Annotated in this window: 19 protein-coding genes; all 19 read left to right on the top strand. The window is 67.7% G+C overall.

Features of this window, described 5'->3' with window-relative positions; all coding sequences use genetic code 11:
- Positions 1–159 precede the first annotated feature (159 nt).
- The 19 genes from ACP7BY_RS13410 to ACP7BY_RS13320 all read left to right on the top strand — a co-directional run bounded on the left by ACP7BY_RS13410 (position 160) and on the right by ACP7BY_RS13320 (position 15,677).
- Entirely contained in the window at positions 160–1,296 is a 1,137-nt protein-coding gene (locus ACP7BY_RS13410; protein WP_033967422.1) for a phage portal protein, read from the top strand.
- Positions 1,293–1,598, top strand: coding sequence for a DUF6127 family protein (locus ACP7BY_RS13405; RefSeq protein WP_231565373.1), 306 nt, complete (start codon positions 1,293–1,295; stop codon positions 1,596–1,598). The genes ACP7BY_RS13410 and ACP7BY_RS13405 overlap by 4 nt, the downstream gene beginning before the upstream one ends.
- A 131-nt stretch (positions 1,599–1,729) precedes the next feature.
- Positions 1,730–2,173 (top strand): HK97 family phage prohead protease, encoded by a 444-nt coding sequence (locus tag ACP7BY_RS13400; protein ID WP_033967314.1) that lies wholly within the window; start codon positions 1,730–1,732, stop codon positions 2,171–2,173.
- Positions 2,166–2,363, top strand: a complete 198-nt coding sequence (locus ACP7BY_RS13395; RefSeq protein ID WP_033967313.1) for a cold-shock protein — start codon at positions 2,166–2,168, stop codon at positions 2,361–2,363. Before ACP7BY_RS13400 ends, ACP7BY_RS13395 begins: the two co-directional genes overlap by 8 nt.
- Positions 2,364–2,481: 118 nt before the next feature.
- The gene (locus ACP7BY_RS13390; RefSeq protein ID WP_137903377.1) at positions 2,482–3,534 is read left to right on the top strand and encodes a phage major capsid protein; all 1,053 of its coding nucleotides are present in this window, start codon (positions 2,482–2,484) and stop codon (positions 3,532–3,534) included.
- A gap of 108 nt (positions 3,535–3,642) precedes the next feature.
- Positions 3,643–4,203 carry a head-tail connector protein gene (locus ACP7BY_RS13385; protein WP_137903376.1) on the top strand — a complete coding sequence of 187 codons (561 nt, stop codon included), beginning with the start codon at positions 3,643–3,645 and terminating at the stop codon, positions 4,201–4,203.
- The gene (locus ACP7BY_RS13380) at positions 4,197–4,394 is read left to right on the top strand and encodes a hypothetical protein (protein ID WP_137903375.1); all 198 of its coding nucleotides are present in this window, start codon (positions 4,197–4,199) and stop codon (positions 4,392–4,394) included. Before ACP7BY_RS13385 ends, ACP7BY_RS13380 begins: the two co-directional genes overlap by 7 nt.
- On the top strand, positions 4,391–4,777 hold the full coding sequence (gene gp17, locus ACP7BY_RS13375; RefSeq protein ID WP_137903374.1) for a tail completion protein gp17: 387 nt from the start codon (positions 4,391–4,393) through the stop codon (positions 4,775–4,777). The genes ACP7BY_RS13380 and gp17 overlap by 4 nt, the downstream gene beginning before the upstream one ends.
- Positions 4,778–5,087: 310 nt before the next feature.
- Entirely contained in the window at positions 5,088–5,495 is a 408-nt protein-coding gene (locus ACP7BY_RS13370) for a phage major tail protein, TP901-1 family (RefSeq protein WP_209515896.1), read from the top strand.
- The gene (locus tag ACP7BY_RS13365) at positions 5,492–5,803 is read left to right on the top strand and encodes a gene transfer agent family protein (RefSeq protein ID WP_010406305.1); all 312 of its coding nucleotides are present in this window, start codon (positions 5,492–5,494) and stop codon (positions 5,801–5,803) included. Before ACP7BY_RS13370 ends, ACP7BY_RS13365 begins: the two co-directional genes overlap by 4 nt.
- Positions 5,803–6,003, top strand: a complete 201-nt coding sequence (locus ACP7BY_RS13360) for a phage tail assembly chaperone (protein ID WP_137903310.1) — start codon at positions 5,803–5,805, stop codon at positions 6,001–6,003. The genes ACP7BY_RS13365 and ACP7BY_RS13360 overlap by 1 nt, the downstream gene beginning before the upstream one ends.
- A complete protein-coding gene (locus ACP7BY_RS13355) occupies positions 5,996–6,562 on the top strand; it encodes a tail tape measure protein (RefSeq protein WP_137903309.1) in 567 nt (188 codons plus the stop codon). The genes ACP7BY_RS13360 and ACP7BY_RS13355 overlap by 8 nt, the downstream gene beginning before the upstream one ends.
- Positions 6,563–6,725: 163 nt before the next feature.
- Positions 6,726–9,029, top strand: coding sequence for a DUF2460 domain-containing protein (locus tag ACP7BY_RS13350; protein ID WP_137903308.1), 2,304 nt, complete (start codon positions 6,726–6,728; stop codon positions 9,027–9,029).
- Positions 9,026–9,838, top strand: coding sequence for a DUF2163 domain-containing protein (locus ACP7BY_RS13345; protein WP_137903307.1), 813 nt, complete (start codon positions 9,026–9,028; stop codon positions 9,836–9,838). Before ACP7BY_RS13350 ends, ACP7BY_RS13345 begins: the two co-directional genes overlap by 4 nt.
- A complete protein-coding gene (locus ACP7BY_RS13340) occupies positions 9,835–10,233 on the top strand; it encodes a peptidoglycan endopeptidase (protein ID WP_126846132.1) in 399 nt (132 codons plus the stop codon). Before ACP7BY_RS13345 ends, ACP7BY_RS13340 begins: the two co-directional genes overlap by 4 nt.
- 3 nt (positions 10,234–10,236) lie before the next feature.
- Positions 10,237–12,411, top strand: a complete 2,175-nt coding sequence (locus tag ACP7BY_RS13335; RefSeq protein WP_137903306.1) for a phage tail protein — start codon at positions 10,237–10,239, stop codon at positions 12,409–12,411.
- Positions 12,412–12,424: 13 nt separating this feature from the next.
- Positions 12,425–12,928, top strand: a complete 504-nt coding sequence (locus ACP7BY_RS13330) for a DUF2793 domain-containing protein (protein WP_033966896.1) — start codon at positions 12,425–12,427, stop codon at positions 12,926–12,928.
- Between the two features lie 142 nt (positions 12,929–13,070).
- Positions 13,071–14,183 (top strand): OmpA family protein, encoded by a 1,113-nt coding sequence (locus tag ACP7BY_RS13325; RefSeq protein WP_033966895.1) that lies wholly within the window; start codon positions 13,071–13,073, stop codon positions 14,181–14,183.
- A 192-nt stretch (positions 14,184–14,375) separates the two neighbouring features.
- A complete protein-coding gene (locus ACP7BY_RS13320; RefSeq protein WP_033966893.1) occupies positions 14,376–15,677 on the top strand; it encodes a UDP-glucose dehydrogenase family protein in 1,302 nt (433 codons plus the stop codon).
- Positions 15,678–15,738 lie beyond the last annotated feature (61 nt).

Here is a 15,738-nt window from a genome sequence, read left to right as displayed (position 1 = left end):
GTCATGCCGGGGGCATGACCGACCCAACGCTGGATTGAGGGGTGGGTTGGCTGATGGCGGGGGGTACGCCCGCTTACGGGCCGACCCACCCCCGGCCCCTCCCTTTCAGGGAGGGGAGGCAGGAAGCGCGCGTCGTTTCTCTACGAGAAGGAAGAGAGCATGAAATGGTTCGGCTGGAAGGCAGCCGGGCGCGAGGAATCGCGTCCGGCGCTGGAGTTTCGGCGTGCGCGCTTTGCCGAGGGGGCGGCGATCGGAGCGCTCCCGCAAAGTTATGCGGAACGGGTGCGGGCGCTGTATCTGCGCAATGCGATTGCGCAGCGCGCGGTGCGGCTGGTTGCCGATGGTGTGGGCGACGCACCGCTGACGGGGACGCCCGAAACCATCGCGCTGGTACAGGCACGATCGGGCGGGCAGGCGCTGACCGCGACGCTGGCGGCGCATCTGCTGCTGCACGGCAATGCCTATGTGCAGATGCTGACCGACGCGGCGGGCGATGTGGTCGAGCTGTTCGCGCTGCGCCCCGAGCGGGTGACGGTCGAGCCGGATGCGGGCGGGTGGCCGATCGCCTATCGCTATAGCGTGGGCGATCGATCGGTGCGGCTATCGGCGGAGGAGCCCCGGCCCGAAATCGTGCAGATCAAGGCGTTCCATCCGCTCGACGATCATTATGGCCTGGGGTGTCTCGGCGGGGCGGCGAGCGCGATCGCGCTGCACAATGCAGCGGCGGCATGGAATGCCGGGCTGCTCGACAATGCCGCGCGACCGTCTGGCGCGCTGATCTACGATCCGGGCGATGGCTCGACCTTGTCGCGCGAGCAATTCGCCCGGTTGCGCGAGGAAATGGAGGCGAGCTTTGCCGGCGCGCGCAATGCTGGGCGGCCGATGCTGCTGGAAGGCGGCCTTACATGGCAGGCGCTGAGCCTGACGCCCGCCGACATGGACTTTGTCGGCATGAAAGCGGCGGCGGCGCGCGAGATCGCCACCGCTTTCGGGGTGCCGCCGATGCTGCTCGGCCTGCCGGGCGACGCGACCTATGCCAATTACAAGGAGGCCAATCGCGCATTGTGGCGATCGACGATCCTGCCGCTGGCGGGAACGATCCTGGCCGGGCTGACGCAGGGGCTGCGCGGATGGGTGCCCGAGGCGGCGCTGTCGGTCGATCTCGACCGGGTGACCGCGCTGGCCGAGGACCGCGAACGCTTGTGGAGCCAGGTGGGCGCGGCGGATTTCCTGTCGCGTGACGAGAAACGCGCGATGGTGGGGTTGGGGCCCGGCGCGGTGGAGGTGGCGCCGTGAGCGGCGCGGTGCTGGCGCAGTTAATGGCGCAAGGCGCCGGCGAAGGCGCGGATTTGACCACGCTGCGCGCCATTGCCGAGGAAGCGGGCGAACTGGCGGCGTCGCGCGCGATGGCGCGACTGGGGCTGGACGATGCGGCGGCGGCCAAGGACATGGCCGAATTGCGCGAATTGCTGGGGGCATGGCGCGATGCCAAAAGATCGGTGTGGAAAGCGGCGCTCGCCTGGGTGGCGCGGATTGCGGGCGCGCTGTTGCTGACGGGGCTGGCGGCGAAATTCGGCTTTTGGGATTGGGTTAAGTGACGGGGGCGCGCTCCTCCCCTCCCTGGAAGGGAGGGGGCGGGGGTGGGTTGGCCCGTGGCGGCGTCGATCCCCTCCCCACACCGACCCACCCCCAGCCCCTCCCTTCCAGGGAGGGGAGGACGGAGGGAGGCTTGCGCTTCGCTGGCTACGCCGCAATCTTCGACCGGGTCGATCGCGGTGGCGACGTGATCCGCGCGGGCGCGTTCGGGGCGGACGTACCGGTGGTGCCGTTATTGTGGCAGCATCGCGGGCGCGCAATCGGCACAATCGAGCGGATCGCGCCCGACCAGCGCGGGCTGCGTGTGATCGGGCGGATCGACGATGCGCGCGTGGCGGGGTTGGTTCGGGGCGGGGCGCTGAACGGATTGTCGATCGGCTTTCGCGCGCGCGGTGCGGTGCGGGGGCGGGTGCGCGAGCTGACTGCGGTCGACCTGGTCGAAGTCAGCCTGGTCGCGCAGCCGATGCAGCCGCTGGCCCGGGTGCATATGGTGGAGGAGCGTGCTACGATGCCGCCTCCAGACTTGGTTCCCGATCCTCGGCAGCCGCGCGCGGACGAGGAGAGCGATCATGGCTGACGGCACCATCAAGCGACTGACCGACAAGGGTTTCGGCTTCATCGCCGATGCGAGCGGCAAGGACCTGTTCTTCCACATGTCGAGCGTCGAGGGCGTCCGCTATGAGGATCTGCGCGAAGGCGAGACGGTCACGTTCGACGTCGGCCAGGGCCCCAAGGGTCCGCGCGCCGAGAATGTGAAGCAGGCGTGATCGGCTAACCGATCCCCCATTTGATGCGGCGTAGGTGCTGCATCCGAAATGCCAGAGGGCGTCGCGATTGCGGCGCCCTTTTTCGTTTCCGAACCGAACTTTCAACGAGGAGAATGACATGGGTGACATGACCGTGGACGCGCTTGAGGCGAGCTTCGAGGGCGAAGGAACGGTGGGTGTGGTCGCGCGCCCGCTATTGGCGGGCGCGCGCGAGCCAGGCGGAGCGGCGTTCGACAGTTTCCTCCGCTCGGGTGCGAGCGTCGAGATGAAGGCGTTTACCGCCGTGAGCGGCGATGCCGGGGGCTATGCCGTGCCGCGCGAGATCGATGCGGTGATCGATGCGACGCTCAGTTCGATTTCGCCGATCCGCAGTGTCGCGAATGTGGTGACGGTCGGCTCGGCCGGGTATCGCAAGCTGGTGACGACGGGGGGCACGCCCTCGGGCTGGGCAGCGGAGACCGATGCGCGCGGGACGACGGCGACGCCGGTGTTCACCGAAATCGCGCCGCCGATGGGGGAACTCTACGCCAATCCGTCGGCGAGCCAGGCGATGCTCGACGATGCGGCGTTCGATGTCGAGGCGTGGCTGGCGAGCGAAATCGCGATGGAATTCGCCAAGGCCGAGGGTGCGGCGTACGTCAACGGATCGGGCGTCAACCGGCCCAAGGGCTTTTTGCAGGCCCCGACCGCGAGCACGGCGGATGCGGCGCGTGCGTTCGGGACGCTGCAATATCTGGCGAGCGGTGCTGCGGGCGATTTCGCGGCCAACCCGCAGGACCGGTTGATCGATTTGGTGCAGGCGCTGCGCGGGCCGTATCGGCAGGGCGCGGTGTTCGTGATGAATGCGAGCACGCTGGCGCGGATCCGCAAGTTCAAGACCAATGACGGCGCGTTTCTGTGGGCGCCGAGCCTGACCGCGGGGACGCCGGCGACGTTGCTCGGCTATCCGGTGATCGAGGCGGAGGACATGCCCGATATTGCCGCCAACAGTCTGTCGATCGCGTTCGGCAATTTCAAGGCGGGCTATCTGATCGCCGAGCGCCGCGAGACGGTGATTCTGCGCGATCCTTATACCAACAAGCCGTTCGTCAATTTCTATGCGACCAAGCGCGTCGGCGGCTGCGTGTCCAATTCCGAGGCGATCAAGCTGCTGAAGTTCGCGGTGAGCTGACGTCGTGGGGTGAGGGCGCGCGGTCGGTGTGCGTCCTCACCCTTCCCACTGCCTGCGGCAGCGGGCCCCTTCCCTCTCCCGGCGGGAGAGGGACTTGGAGGAACAACGATGATCGAGACGGATGGGCCGGGCGCGGTGACGCTCGGCGAGGAGGACCGTGCGCTGGCGGTGGCGGCGGTCAAGGCGGTGCTGCGCGTGGCGAGCGATGACGAGGATGCGCTGATCGCGGCCTTTGCCGAGACCGCCTTGGGGCTGGCCGAGCAGTTTCTGGGGATGGTGCTGATCGCGCGGGCGCTGCGCGTGCCGGTGGCGGTGCGGGGGGCGTGGCAGGCGCTTGGCGTGGCACCGGTTTCGGCGATTACGGGCGTGGAGACGGCGGCGGGGGTGGCGCTGCCGAGCGACGGCTTTGCGATCGATATCGATGCGGCGGGCGAGGGCTGGGTGCGGATCGTGCAGGCGGCGGGGGTGACCTCGGTCATGGTGCTGGCGCGCGCTGGCCTGGCCGAGGGCTGGGCGGGGTTGCCCGCGCCGATCCGGCAAGGCGTGGTGCTGCTGGCGGCGCATCTGTTCGAGCAGCGCGAGGCCAGCGTCGCCCCGCCGAGCGCGATCACCGCTTTGTGGCGGCCGTTCCGGCGGATCGCGCTGCGCCCAACGGCGCACGCATGTTGAGCGCGCTGGAGGCGCAGGGGCGCGTGCTCGCGGAATGCGCGGCGGAGCGGGCGCGGGCGCGCGTGGCGGAGGCGCTGCGCGCAGACCTGCCGGGGGTGGCGGTGACGGTGGAGGGCGAGGCGGTGGTGCTGAGCGGGCGGATTTCGCCCGACGATGCGCGGCTGCGCTGGATCGGGAGTCTGCTGCCATGAGCGCGGAGAGCGTGGTGCAAGCGGCGGTGCTGGCGGCGCTGCGCGGGGTCGCCGGGTTGAACGGCGTTTATCTGGGGCCGCCCGTCAAGGCGACGGTGCCCTTTGCCGAATTGGGCGACCTGCTCGGCGGCGACTGGAGCGTCAAGGACCGCATGGGGCGCGAGCTGCGGCTGTTGGTGACCGTGCGCGATGCGGGCGAACGCCCGGCGCGCGTGCAGGCGTTGGCCGAGGCGGTCGGCGCGGCGATCGAGGCGGTGCCGCGCGATCTGGCCGGGTGGCGCGTGGCGAGCGTGGTGCTGGTGCGATCGCGGCTTGCTGCTGCTGCTGCGGGCGGGCGGTGGAATGCCAGCGTCGAATATCGCGTGCGGGTTTTGGCGGCCTGACGTCCCTCTCCCAGCGGGAGAGGGAGGGAGCGGCGCAGCCGCGGAAGGGTGAGGGGGACCGGTTCTGGCGGTTAGTGCTTGCGGCGGCGTTGATGGGTTCGCGCGGAGGCGCGGAGGACGCGGAGAGGGTTCGCGTGGGGCGTGGTTGTGCCCGGCAAGGATGCGACGAAGGTTAGGCTAGGCGGGGCCCCTCTGCGTCCTCTGCGCCTCCGCGCGAACCACCTTCTGGACCCTCACCCTTCCCACTGCCTGCGGCAGCGGGTCCCATCCCTCTCCCGGTGGGAGAGGGCGTTTTTTTGAGGAGAATATCATGGGTGCGGAACGGGGTAGTGCCTTTTTGTTGAAGGTGGGGAATGGGGCGTCGCCGCTCGTTTATGCGACGGTGGCGGGGCTGCGGACGACGCAGATGAGCGTCAATGGCGAGATGGTCGCGATCACCTCCAAGGATTCGGGCGGGTGGCGCGAATTGCTGTCGGGGGCGGGGGTGCGCTCGGTCAGCGTGTCGGGGGCGGGGATCTTTACCGGCTCCGCCGCCGAGACGCGGATCAAGGGCAATGCGCTGGCCGGCACGATCGACGATTACCGTTTGAGCTTCGAAAGCGGCGAGACGCTGTCGGGGCGCTTCCTGGTGACCAAGCTCGACTATGCCGGGGATTATAATGGCGAGCGCAGCTACACGCTGAGCCTGGAGAGTTCCGGGCCGGTGGTGTCGGCGTGAGCGCGGCCAATCCCGAGCGCGGCGAGGCGGCGCTGCGCGTCGGCGGCGCGACGGTCGTGCTGCGCCCGAGCTTTGCCGCTTTGGTCGCGGCCGAGGGCGAATTGGGGCCGCTCTTCGCCTTGGTTGAGCGTGCGGCGGCGGGGGGCTTGTCGCTGGGCGAGATGGTCGGCCTGTTCTGGCATTGCCTGCACGATGCACCCGCAGGGCTGACGCGCGCGCAATTGGGCGAGGCGGTGGTGCTGGGCGGGCTGTCGCGCGCGACGCCGGTGCTGCGCGTGCTGCTCGGGCAGATTCTGGCGGGGCGGTGATGGAGCGGTTCGCGCAGGGTGCGACGCGGCTGGCGGGCTTTGCCGGCGTGGTGCTGGGCTGGGCGCCCGACATCTTCTGGCGCGCGACCCCGGCGGAATTGGCGGCGGTGGTGGCGGTGCTGCGCGGCGGTGATGGCGAGATCACCCCGCCCGATGGCGCGACGATCGCGCGGATGCAGGAGGCCTTTCCCGATGGATGAGGAAATCGAACGGCTGGTGGTGGGCGTGCGCGCCGATACCGTAGGGTTTGCGCGCGATGTCGATGCGATGCGCGCGAGCCTGGACGGGCCGCTGACCAGCGGGGTGGGTCGCGCCGGGCGCGCGATCGAGAGCGCCCTGGGCAAGGCGATCCGGAGCGGGAGCCTCAGCTTTGAGGATTTGCGCAAGGTCGCGCTGTCGGTGCTGTCGGACATTACGGCGTCGGCGCTGCGCAGCGGGTTGAGCGCGATTCTGGGCGGTGGGTCGAGCGGGTCTTCGGGGGCTGGCGGGTTGCTGGCGACGCTGGGGAGCCTGGTCGGCGCGCCGGGGCGGGCGACGGGTGGGCCGGTGTCGCCGGCGCGGCCCTATCTGGTTGGGGAGCGCGGGCCTGAGCTGTTCGTGCCGACCACCAGCGGGAGCGTGGTTGCGGCAGGCGTTGGCGGTGGCGCGCGCGATGTGCGCGTGGCGATCACGGTGCAGGGCGGGAACGATGCGCCGCAAGCGCTGGCGGCGTCGAGCCGGCAGGTGGCGCGGGCGGTGCGGGCGGCTTTGATGGAGTGAGGGGCTGCATTGGCGGTGGCGATGTTGGGAGAGCGGATTGGAGCGGCGGTTCTTTTGACTGCCCCTCTCCCCGGCCAGCATCAGGTGAACCGTGCCCCGCACGGTTCAGGTCATCCCGGGGGGATGACCGACCTGATGCTCCCCTGAAGGGGAGAGGAAGAAGATGGCATATTGGTTGGCGAGCGAGCGCACGGTTCAGGTCGAGGGCGTGGTGTCGCGGTTTGATCCGCGGTTCTGGACGGTCAATTTTCCGCGGCCGATGATGGCGGGGGTGACGACCAGCGCGGGAGATGCGCTGCGCGTTGATGCCGTCTTCTATACGTCTGGGGATCTGGCCGGGCTGATCTGGGAGGCGGAGGACCGCTTCGATCATCCGTTGCTGCGCTATGAGACGGCGCGCGATTTTCGCGGGTGTCGGCTCGGGTTTCGCTGGCGCTCGGCGGGGGTTTTGCCGCTCGATGCGGTCAATGGCCCGGTGCTGACGATCGAGGGGCGCGACGCCGCAGGCGCAGCGCGCGCCTGGTATGTGCGGTTGTGGAATTATGCGACGGGGTTGCCCGAGGATGCGACGGTGTCGCTCGACTTTGCGAGCGTGGCGGGCGGGTTCGTGCTGCCCGATGAGGCCGATCCGGTGTGGGCGGGCGATGTCGACCGGATGTTCGTGTCGCTGGTGCCGCCGGGTTTCGATGGCGGGAATGCGCCGCTGGCGGCCCCGGTCGAGGCGTGGGTCGAGCTGACGCAGATCGTGTGCGACGGGCCGGGGGCGGTGCTGGCGATTGGCGATGTGGTGGTGCCTGAGCACAGCCTTCAGATCGCGAGCGGCTATGACGACAGTTACAACCTTACGCCCGCGCGGTTGCTGCGCAACGCGCTGTTGCTCGGCTATCGCGGGAGCATCGTCCACTATCTGGGGATGAGCCATTATCTGCGGCTCGAAGCCAATTCGGGCGGCTTTTATGCGAGCCTTGCGGGTGGGGCGCTCAATGCGGCTGCGGCGGCGTGGCAGCGCGACTTTGCCGAGCGGGCGAAGGCGCTGGGCTATGACGTGATCTGGTCGCTCAGCTACGAACTGTTCGACGCGCATTGCTGGGGCGACTGGAAGCAGCGGGCGTGGGATGGCAGCCCGGCGCTGACCGGGTGGGCGCCGCCATCGACCTTGCTGTCGCCCGCGCATGACGGGGCGATGGGCTATTTGCGCGCGGTCGCGGTGGCGATGATCGAGATTGCGGTGGCCGCGGGACTTGCGCCCAAATTCCAGGTGGGTGAGCCGTGGTGGTGGATCATGCCCGATGGGCGGCCCTGCCTGTATGACGCTGCAGCGCGGCAGCATTTCGGGGCGGGTGCGGTCGAGATTGCGCGCGTCCAGGCGGTGAGCACTGCTGCCGAGCGGGCCCTGCTCGATGCAGCGGGGGCGCTGCTGGCGGCCTCGACCGCGGCTTTGGTCGCTGCGGTGCGCGCGGTGGCGCCGACGGTCGAGACGCATGTGCTGGTCTATTTGCCGACGGTGCTGGCGGGCGATGCGCCCGAGGTGCAGCGCGCCAATGTGCCGGTCGGCTGGGCGCATCCCGCCTTCGACGTGCTGCAACTGGAAGATTATGATTTCGTCGTGGCGGGCAATGTCGCGGGCACCGCGCGTGCGGTGGACGCCGCCACCGCCCGGCTTGGCTATGCGGTCGCGGATACGCACTATTTTTCGGGGTTCGTGCTGCGGCCCGATCAGACGGCGCAGTGGCGCGAGATCGAGGCTGCGGCGCTGGCGGCGCAAGCGCGCGGTGTGGCGGCGGCGTTCGTCTGGGCGCTGCCGCAATTGCTGCGCGACGGGTTCGTTCATTTCCAAGAGGCGGAGGATGCGGTGCAGGCTTTCGACGATGTGCTGTTCCCGCTCGCACTGGGGCGCGAGGCCGAGGTCAGCCCGGAATTCTCGACCGCGATCGTCACCAGCGCGGGCGGGCATGAGGCGCGCAATGCAAGCTGGGCGGAGGCGCGGACGCGCTACGATGTCGGGCCGGGGGTGCGATCCGAAGCCGATATCGCGACCTTGCTCGGCTTCTTTCGCGCGCGGATGGGGCCGGCGCGCGGGTTCCGGTTGCGCGACCCGTTCGATGCCAGTTCGGGGACCGCGACGCCGGGCGCGCGCGACCAGGTGCTGGGGACGGGCGATGGCGTCACGGTGCGCTTCGCGTTGGTCAAGCGCTATGGCGACGCGGTGCGGCGGATCACGCGGCCCGTTGGAGGGAGCGTGCGCGTCGGGGTCGGCGGGGTCGAGACGGCGGCCTTCTCGGTTGTCGCGGGCGGCTATGTCGAGCTCGATGGTGCGCCGGCCACGGGCGTGGCGGTGACCGCGGGTTTCCTGTTCGATGTGCCGGTACGGTTCGCCGAGGACCGGTTGAGCGTCAACCGCGCAACCTTCCTGGCAGGCGCGGCGACGGCGGTGCCGCTGATCGAAGTGCGCGAGGATTTGGCATGAGCTTCCTCGAAGGTACGCTCACCACGATCGCCCTGTGCTGGCGGATCGAGCGGCGCGACGGGGTGACGATCGGGCTGACTGACCATGATCGCGATTTGGTCATCAGCGGGCTGGCACATCGCGCCGCGCCGGGAATGACGCCGTCGGCGATCAAGCGCAGCGCCGGACTCGAGGCCGATACGATGGACATTACCGGTGCGCTGACCAGCGCGGCGATTGCCGAAGGTGATCTGTTGGCGGGGCGTTGGGATGGGGCGCGGGTGGCGTTGTTCGCGGTTGACTGGACCGGCAGCGGCGCGACGCAAGTGGCGCTGGGCGAAGGGACGATCGGCGCGGTTGAGACCGATCGCGGGGCCTTTACCGCCGAATTGCGCGGGGTGAGTGCGGCGCTCGAGCGGCCCGTGGTCGAGGCGACCTCGCCCGAATGCCGGGCCGAGCTGGGCGACAAACGCTGCCGCGTGGCGATGGCGGGGCGGCGGCGGATAGTGCGGGTGACGGGCGCGGCGGGGCAGGTGGTGACGGTGGATGCGGTCGAGCCTAGCGACAATGGCTATGGCGCGGGGCTGCTGCGCTGGATCGGCGGGGCGAATGGCGGGCTTGAGAGCGCGATCGCGCGATCTGCGGGGTGGACGGTGACGCTGCGGAGCGCACCCGCGCTGCCGGTGGTGGCGGGCGATTTGGTGGAGTTGATCGAGGGGTGCGATAAGAGCCTGGCGACGTGCGCCGCCCGGTTTACCAATGCGGTGAATTTTCGCGGCGAGCCGTATCTGCCGGGGATCGACCTGCTCACCCGTTATCCGGGCGCATGAGCGCGGCCGAACGCGCCATTGCGGCGGCGCGCGGTGCGATCGGCGCGCGTTTCCGCTTGCACGGGCGCGACCCGGCGTTCGGGCTCGATTGTGTCGGGCTGGCTGGGTTGGCCGCGCGCGCGGCGGGTTTCCGGGGCGAAATTCCTAGCGGCTATGCGCTGCGTGGCGGGAGCGCGGCGGCAATCGCGGCGGCGTTCTCGGCGGCGGGGCTTGTCGCCAGCGACGCGCCCGGTCCGGGTGACCTTGCCCTGTTCAAAACCGGACCGGGGCAATTTCATCTGGCGGTGCTGGTGCCGGGCGGGATCGTCCACGCCGACGCGATGCTGCGGCGCGTGGTCGAGCGACCGGGGTCGCCGCCGTGGCCAATGCTGGGATGCTGGCGGGTGGAGAAGTAAGCGATGGCGACTCTGATTCTTTCGACCGTCGGCGGGATCGTGGGCGGACCGATCGGCAGCGCGATCGGCGCGGTGATCGGCAACGTCTTTGACCGCGAGGTGCTGCTCAAGCCAAAGGCCCGGGAGGGGCCGCGACTGACCGAGCTGCAGCTGCAGACATCGAGCTATGGCACGCCGCTGCAACGCGTCTTCGGGACGATGCGGGTGGGTGGTTGCGTGATCTGGTCGACCGATCTGATCGAGAGCAGAACCAGCAGCGGCGGCGGCAAGGGACAGCCGAGCACGACAAATTACAGTTATTCGGCGTCGTTCGCGGTGGCGTTGTCGGGACGGGCGATCCAGGGAGTCGGGCGGATCTGGGCCGATGGCAAATTGCTGCGCGGCGTGGGCGGGGATTTCAAGAGCGCGACCGGTTTTCGCCTGCATCTGGGCGACGAAGGGCAAGCGGTCGATCCGCTGATTGCATCTGCGGAAGGGGCGGGGCTGACGCCTGCGCATCGTGGGCTTGCCTATGCGGTGTTCGAGCATTTCGAACTGGCCGATTATGGCAATCGTATCCCCTCGCTGACCTTCGAGGTGATTGGCGACGCGGTACCCGTGGCGGTCGGCAGGATCGCCCAGGAGCTGACGGACGATATGATCGATGGAGCCGCGGCAACGCAAGCGGTCACCGGCTTTGCGGCTTATGGCGACAGCGTCCGCAGTGTGGTCGAGACGCTGGCGGTGGCGGGGGGCGCGTGGTTCGCGCCCGAGGCGATGGGCCTGCGGATGCGGGCGGGGCTTGCCGCCGACCATGCCATCGCCGATGGCGAAGTCGTTGCCGCCGGGGCCGCGCGCGGCAAGCACGGCCGAGCGATGGCGGCGTTGGAGACGGTGCCGCACCATGTAACCCTGGCGCATTACGACCCGGCGCGCGATTATCAGACCGGGATACAGCAGGCGCGGCGACCGGGGGCCGGGGTCCGCGAAGAACGTGTCGACATGCCGGCCGCGATCACCGCAGACACCGCCAAGACGATGGCCGAGGCTGTGCTGTCGCGGGCAGAGGCCGCCCGCGAGCGGCGCACGCTAACGCTCGGCTGGGACGCGTTAGCGGTGGCACCCGGGGCGTGTGTGACGATTGCGGGGGTGGCGGGGGTCTGGCGAGTCACGGGGTGGGCGCTGGAACATATGGTGCTGTCGCTGGAATGCGTGCGACTCGCCACGGGAACCCTGGCCGTTTCGGCGAGTGCGGGGCGGGTGCTGCACGCGCCCGACGTCGCGACGGGCACGACGGTGCTGGCCGCGTTCGAAGCGCCGCCGGAGGACGCGGTCCTCTCGGTTCCGCGCGTGACGATAATCGCAGCGGGAACCCAGCCGGGCTGGCGCAGGGCGACCTTGCTTTACAGCACCGACGGAGGTGCGCGGTGGATGGCGGCCGGTGCTACGAATGTGCCGGGGATTCTTGGGCAGGTCGTGACGCCACCTGGGGCGGCGGGCGCTGCGATCGTCGATCACGCAAATGTGATTGAGGTCGAACTCATCCATGCAGGCATGACACTGGTTGGAGCCGATGCTGGGGCGCTCGATGCTGGGCTGAATACAGCCCTGGTGGGGAACGAGCTGTTGCAATTCGGCGAAGCCACGCAGCTTACCGCGACACGGTGGCGACTGGCGGTGCTGCTCCGCGGGCGGCGCGCGACCGAGAGTGCGATCGGCACGCAGCGCGCGGGCGATCGCTTCGTGCTGGTCGAGCCGGACGCAAGCGCAACGCTCGACCTGCCTGGGACCGCGCAGGGAGGAGACCTGCGCATCATGGCGTCTGGACCCGGGGACGTGGAGGGGCCGGTAGAAGTCGCGCTCACGCTTGCAGGAACCTCGATCTTGCCGCTTTCGCCAACGCATCTGACGTGGTCCGAAGTGGGGAATGGGGATGTCACGGTGCAGTGGGTGCGGCGCAGCAGGGCGGGCCTGCGCTGGGTCGACGGCGTCGATGCGCCGCTGGCAGAAGAGCGCGAGGTCTATCAAATTGCGCTCCTCTATCCCGACGGACGGGGGGCCACGGTCGAAACCACGGAGCCGACCTTGGTGATTCGGCACGTCGATCGCATTGTCGGCCTGTCGATCGCGGTCACCCAGGTTGGCGCACATGGCCAATCCTACCCCCTTCACGGCATGATCCCCGCTTGGGCGGGCTAAGAAAGGACCGTCAATGAACGACCAAACGACCGTGCGGCTGAGCCTGCCTTTGCTCCAGGTGGGGCAGGCGCAGAAGGAATTGTCGCATAACGAAGCGCTGACCCTACTGGACTTTGCGGTCCAGCCAGTGGTCGAGGCGGTAGGCGTGGGGTCCCCGCCGGTTAGCCCAGACACGGGTGCATGCTGGATCGTGGGTCCATCGCCGACCGGGGCATGGAGCGGGAGTCCAAACGCGATCGCCGGGTGGACCAACGCTGGCTGGCGTTTCCTCGCCGCCCGCGATGGCATGAATGCGTGGAGCAGGGGCGATTCCGCATTCGCCCGCTTCGATGGATCGCGTTGGCGCATCGGGGAAGTTACGGGCGCGTGCTTGTTGGTTGCGGGACGTCAGGTCGTCGGGGAGCAACAATCGGCGATCTCTGCCGCTACCGGTGGGACGACCATCGACGCCGAGGCGCGGGCAACGCTTGCCGCCGTGCTTGCTGCAATGCGGTCGCACGGCCTGATCGCTTCGTGAGCGATTGCAGAATCAGAGGCTTACCCCGTCACGCTGTTGCTTTTGTACAACAGCCGCATCTATTTGTGCGCTTGCGTGGAAACATTCCTTTGGGTAGGGAGTTTGCGCTGTCCGAGTGACAACCAGAAGAAGGGGTTTTTTTATGCGGAAGCTTGCCGTTGCTATGGCGCTTGCCTCCACCGCGATCGTCGCCACACCTGCCCTCGCCCGCGACAAGTCGTGGTACGTCGGCGTCGAGGGTGGCGCGATGATTGTGGAGGACGTTAAGTTCGACATCAATTCGATCAAGGGTGCCAGCACCGCTGACCACCGTTATGGCTATGACGTCGATGGCGTCATTGGTTACGACCTCGGCATTTTCCGCATCGAAACCGAAGTCGGTTACAAGAGCGCAGATGTAAATGGGTATCGCTCGACCGTAACGACGCCAGGCGGTTTTCCGGCCGGTAGCTACGGCGGCGCTGGCGGTCGTAGCTCAGCCTTGAGCTTCATGGTCAACGGCCTGCTCGATTTCGGTGATGCCGATGAAGTCCAGGGCTTCGTTGGCGGCGGCGTCGGCGTCGCACGCGTCAAGGAAGGCGTTGCGCTCGGCGCGTCGCGCTTCCTGAACGACAGCGATACCGTCTTCGCTTATCAGGGCATCGCGGGTATCCGCGCGCCGCTGACCAAGAATGTCGACGTCTCGCTGAAGTATCGTTTCTTCACTGCCGACAACGTCAAGCTGGTCGACATCGCGGGCAGCTCGTACGCGAGCAAGTTCCGCACGCACAGCCTGCTGGGTGGTCTGACCTACAACTTCGGTGAGCCTGCTGCACCGCCGCCGCCGCCTGCTCCCGCACCGGCACCGGCTCCGGCTCCCGAGCCCCCCGCACCGCCGCCCGCACCGGTCGCAGTGCCGTGCTCGCCCGGTCCGTTCATCGTGTTCTTCGAATGGGACAAGTCGGACGTTACGCCTGAAGCCGCAGCAATCCTGGACGGTGCGGTTGCACAGTATCAGAACTGCGGTAGCGCAAAGGTCATGCTGGCCGGCTTCACCGATCGCTCGGGTACGCCGAAGTACAACTTGGCCCTGTCGCAGCGCCGCAACGATGCGGTTCGTGCGTACATGACCGCCCACTCGATCCCCGATGGTGTGATCTCGACCGAGGCGTTCGGTGAAGATCCTGCTCACCTTCGCGTTCAGACTGCCGATGGCGTTCGTGAAGTGCAGAACCGTCGTGTGGAAGTCACCTACGGTCCGGGTTCGGGCAACTAAGCCTTTACCTGAAGACGAAAATTGTGGGGAGGTCAGCGTAAGCTGGCCTCCCCATTTTTTTGTGATATCGACAATTCCGGCATGCGAGCGCATGGCGGCGATGTTGCGACACCATGACGATACCGTCAGGGAATCGTTCTCATTCGACGTTCCATTCGCGCTGTCGCATGCACAATGGCTTAGGGAAACATCATGCGAATTACGATGGTTGGCTCGGGTTATGTCGGGCTTGTCTCCGGCGCTTGCTTCTCCGACTTCGGCCATGACGTAATTTGCGTCGATAAGGATGCGAGCAAGATCGCGGCGCTCGAAGCGGGCAAGATGCCGATCTTCGAACCTGGTCTCGACACATTGGTGGCCACCAACGTCGCTGCAGGCCGTCTCAAATTTTCGACCGACCTCAAAGCGGCGGTTTCAGGGGCAGATGCTGTGTTCATCGCGGTAGGGACGCCGTCGCGCCGTGGCGACGGCCATGCCGATCTCAGCTATGTCTTCGCGGCGACGCGCGAGATTGCTGCGGCGATTGACGGTCCGCTGGTGGTTGTCACCAAATCGACCGTTCCAGTAGGCACGGGTGACAAGGTCGAGGAGATTTTGACCGAACTGGCCGGCGACTTTCCGATCGCCGTCGTTTCCAATCCGGAGTTCCTGCGCGAGGGCGCGGCGATCGGCGACTTCAAACGCCCCGATCGGATCGTTATCGGCACGGATGACGCGCGCGCCCAGCAGGTCATGCGTGATATCTACCGCCCGCTCTATTTGAACGAGAGCCCGATCCTGTTCACCGGGCGGCGCACGTCGGAACTGATCAAATATGCGGCAAATGCGTTTCTCGCGACCAAGATCACCTTCATCAACGAGATCGCAGACTTGTGTGAAGCCGTCGGTGCGAACGTTCAGGATGTGGCGCGGGGCATCGGCCTCGATAACCGGATCGGCTCCAAATTTTTGCACGCGGGTCCCGGCTATGGTGGCTCGTGTTTCCCGAAGGACACGCTCGCCCTGCTCAAGACGGCCGAGGATTATGAGACGCCGGTACGCATTGTCGAGGCGGTCGTGCAGGTCAACGACGCGCGCAAGCGCGCAATGGGTCGTAAAGTGATTGCCGCGTTGGGCGGCGAGGCGAAGGGCAAGACCGTTGCGGTGCTGGGGCTCACCTTCAAACCAAACACCGACGATATGCGCGATGCGCCGAGCTTGGCAATCGTCCAAAGCCTGATGGATGCGGGGGCAAAGGTGCGGGCGCATGATCCCGAAGGCATGGAGATTGCTAGGACCATGATGCCCGACGTGGTGTATTGCACCGATGCCTACGAAGCTGCGGCGGGTTCCGATGCGGTGGTGATCGTGACCGAATGGGACATCTACCGTGCACTGGACCTGAAGCGGTTGGCGGCGACGATGGCGGGTGCGGTGATGGTTGATCTGCGCAATGTCTATCCGCCGCGTGACGTCGAAAGAGCTGGCTTCAGTTACAGCTCGATCGGGCGGTAAGGGCGGCGGGTCCGGCGGCGCAAGGCCGCTCGCGGCCCGGCCTGCGGGGGGTCGCTACACG

It is taken from the genome of Sphingomonas sp. PSPC2-2 (assembly GCF_049897725.1).
Taxonomy (GTDB): domain Bacteria; phylum Pseudomonadota; class Alphaproteobacteria; order Sphingomonadales; family Sphingomonadaceae; genus Sphingomonas.
The sequence above is the reverse complement of the archived record's forward strand: the minus strand, read 5'-3'. Positions and strand labels throughout refer to the sequence as shown.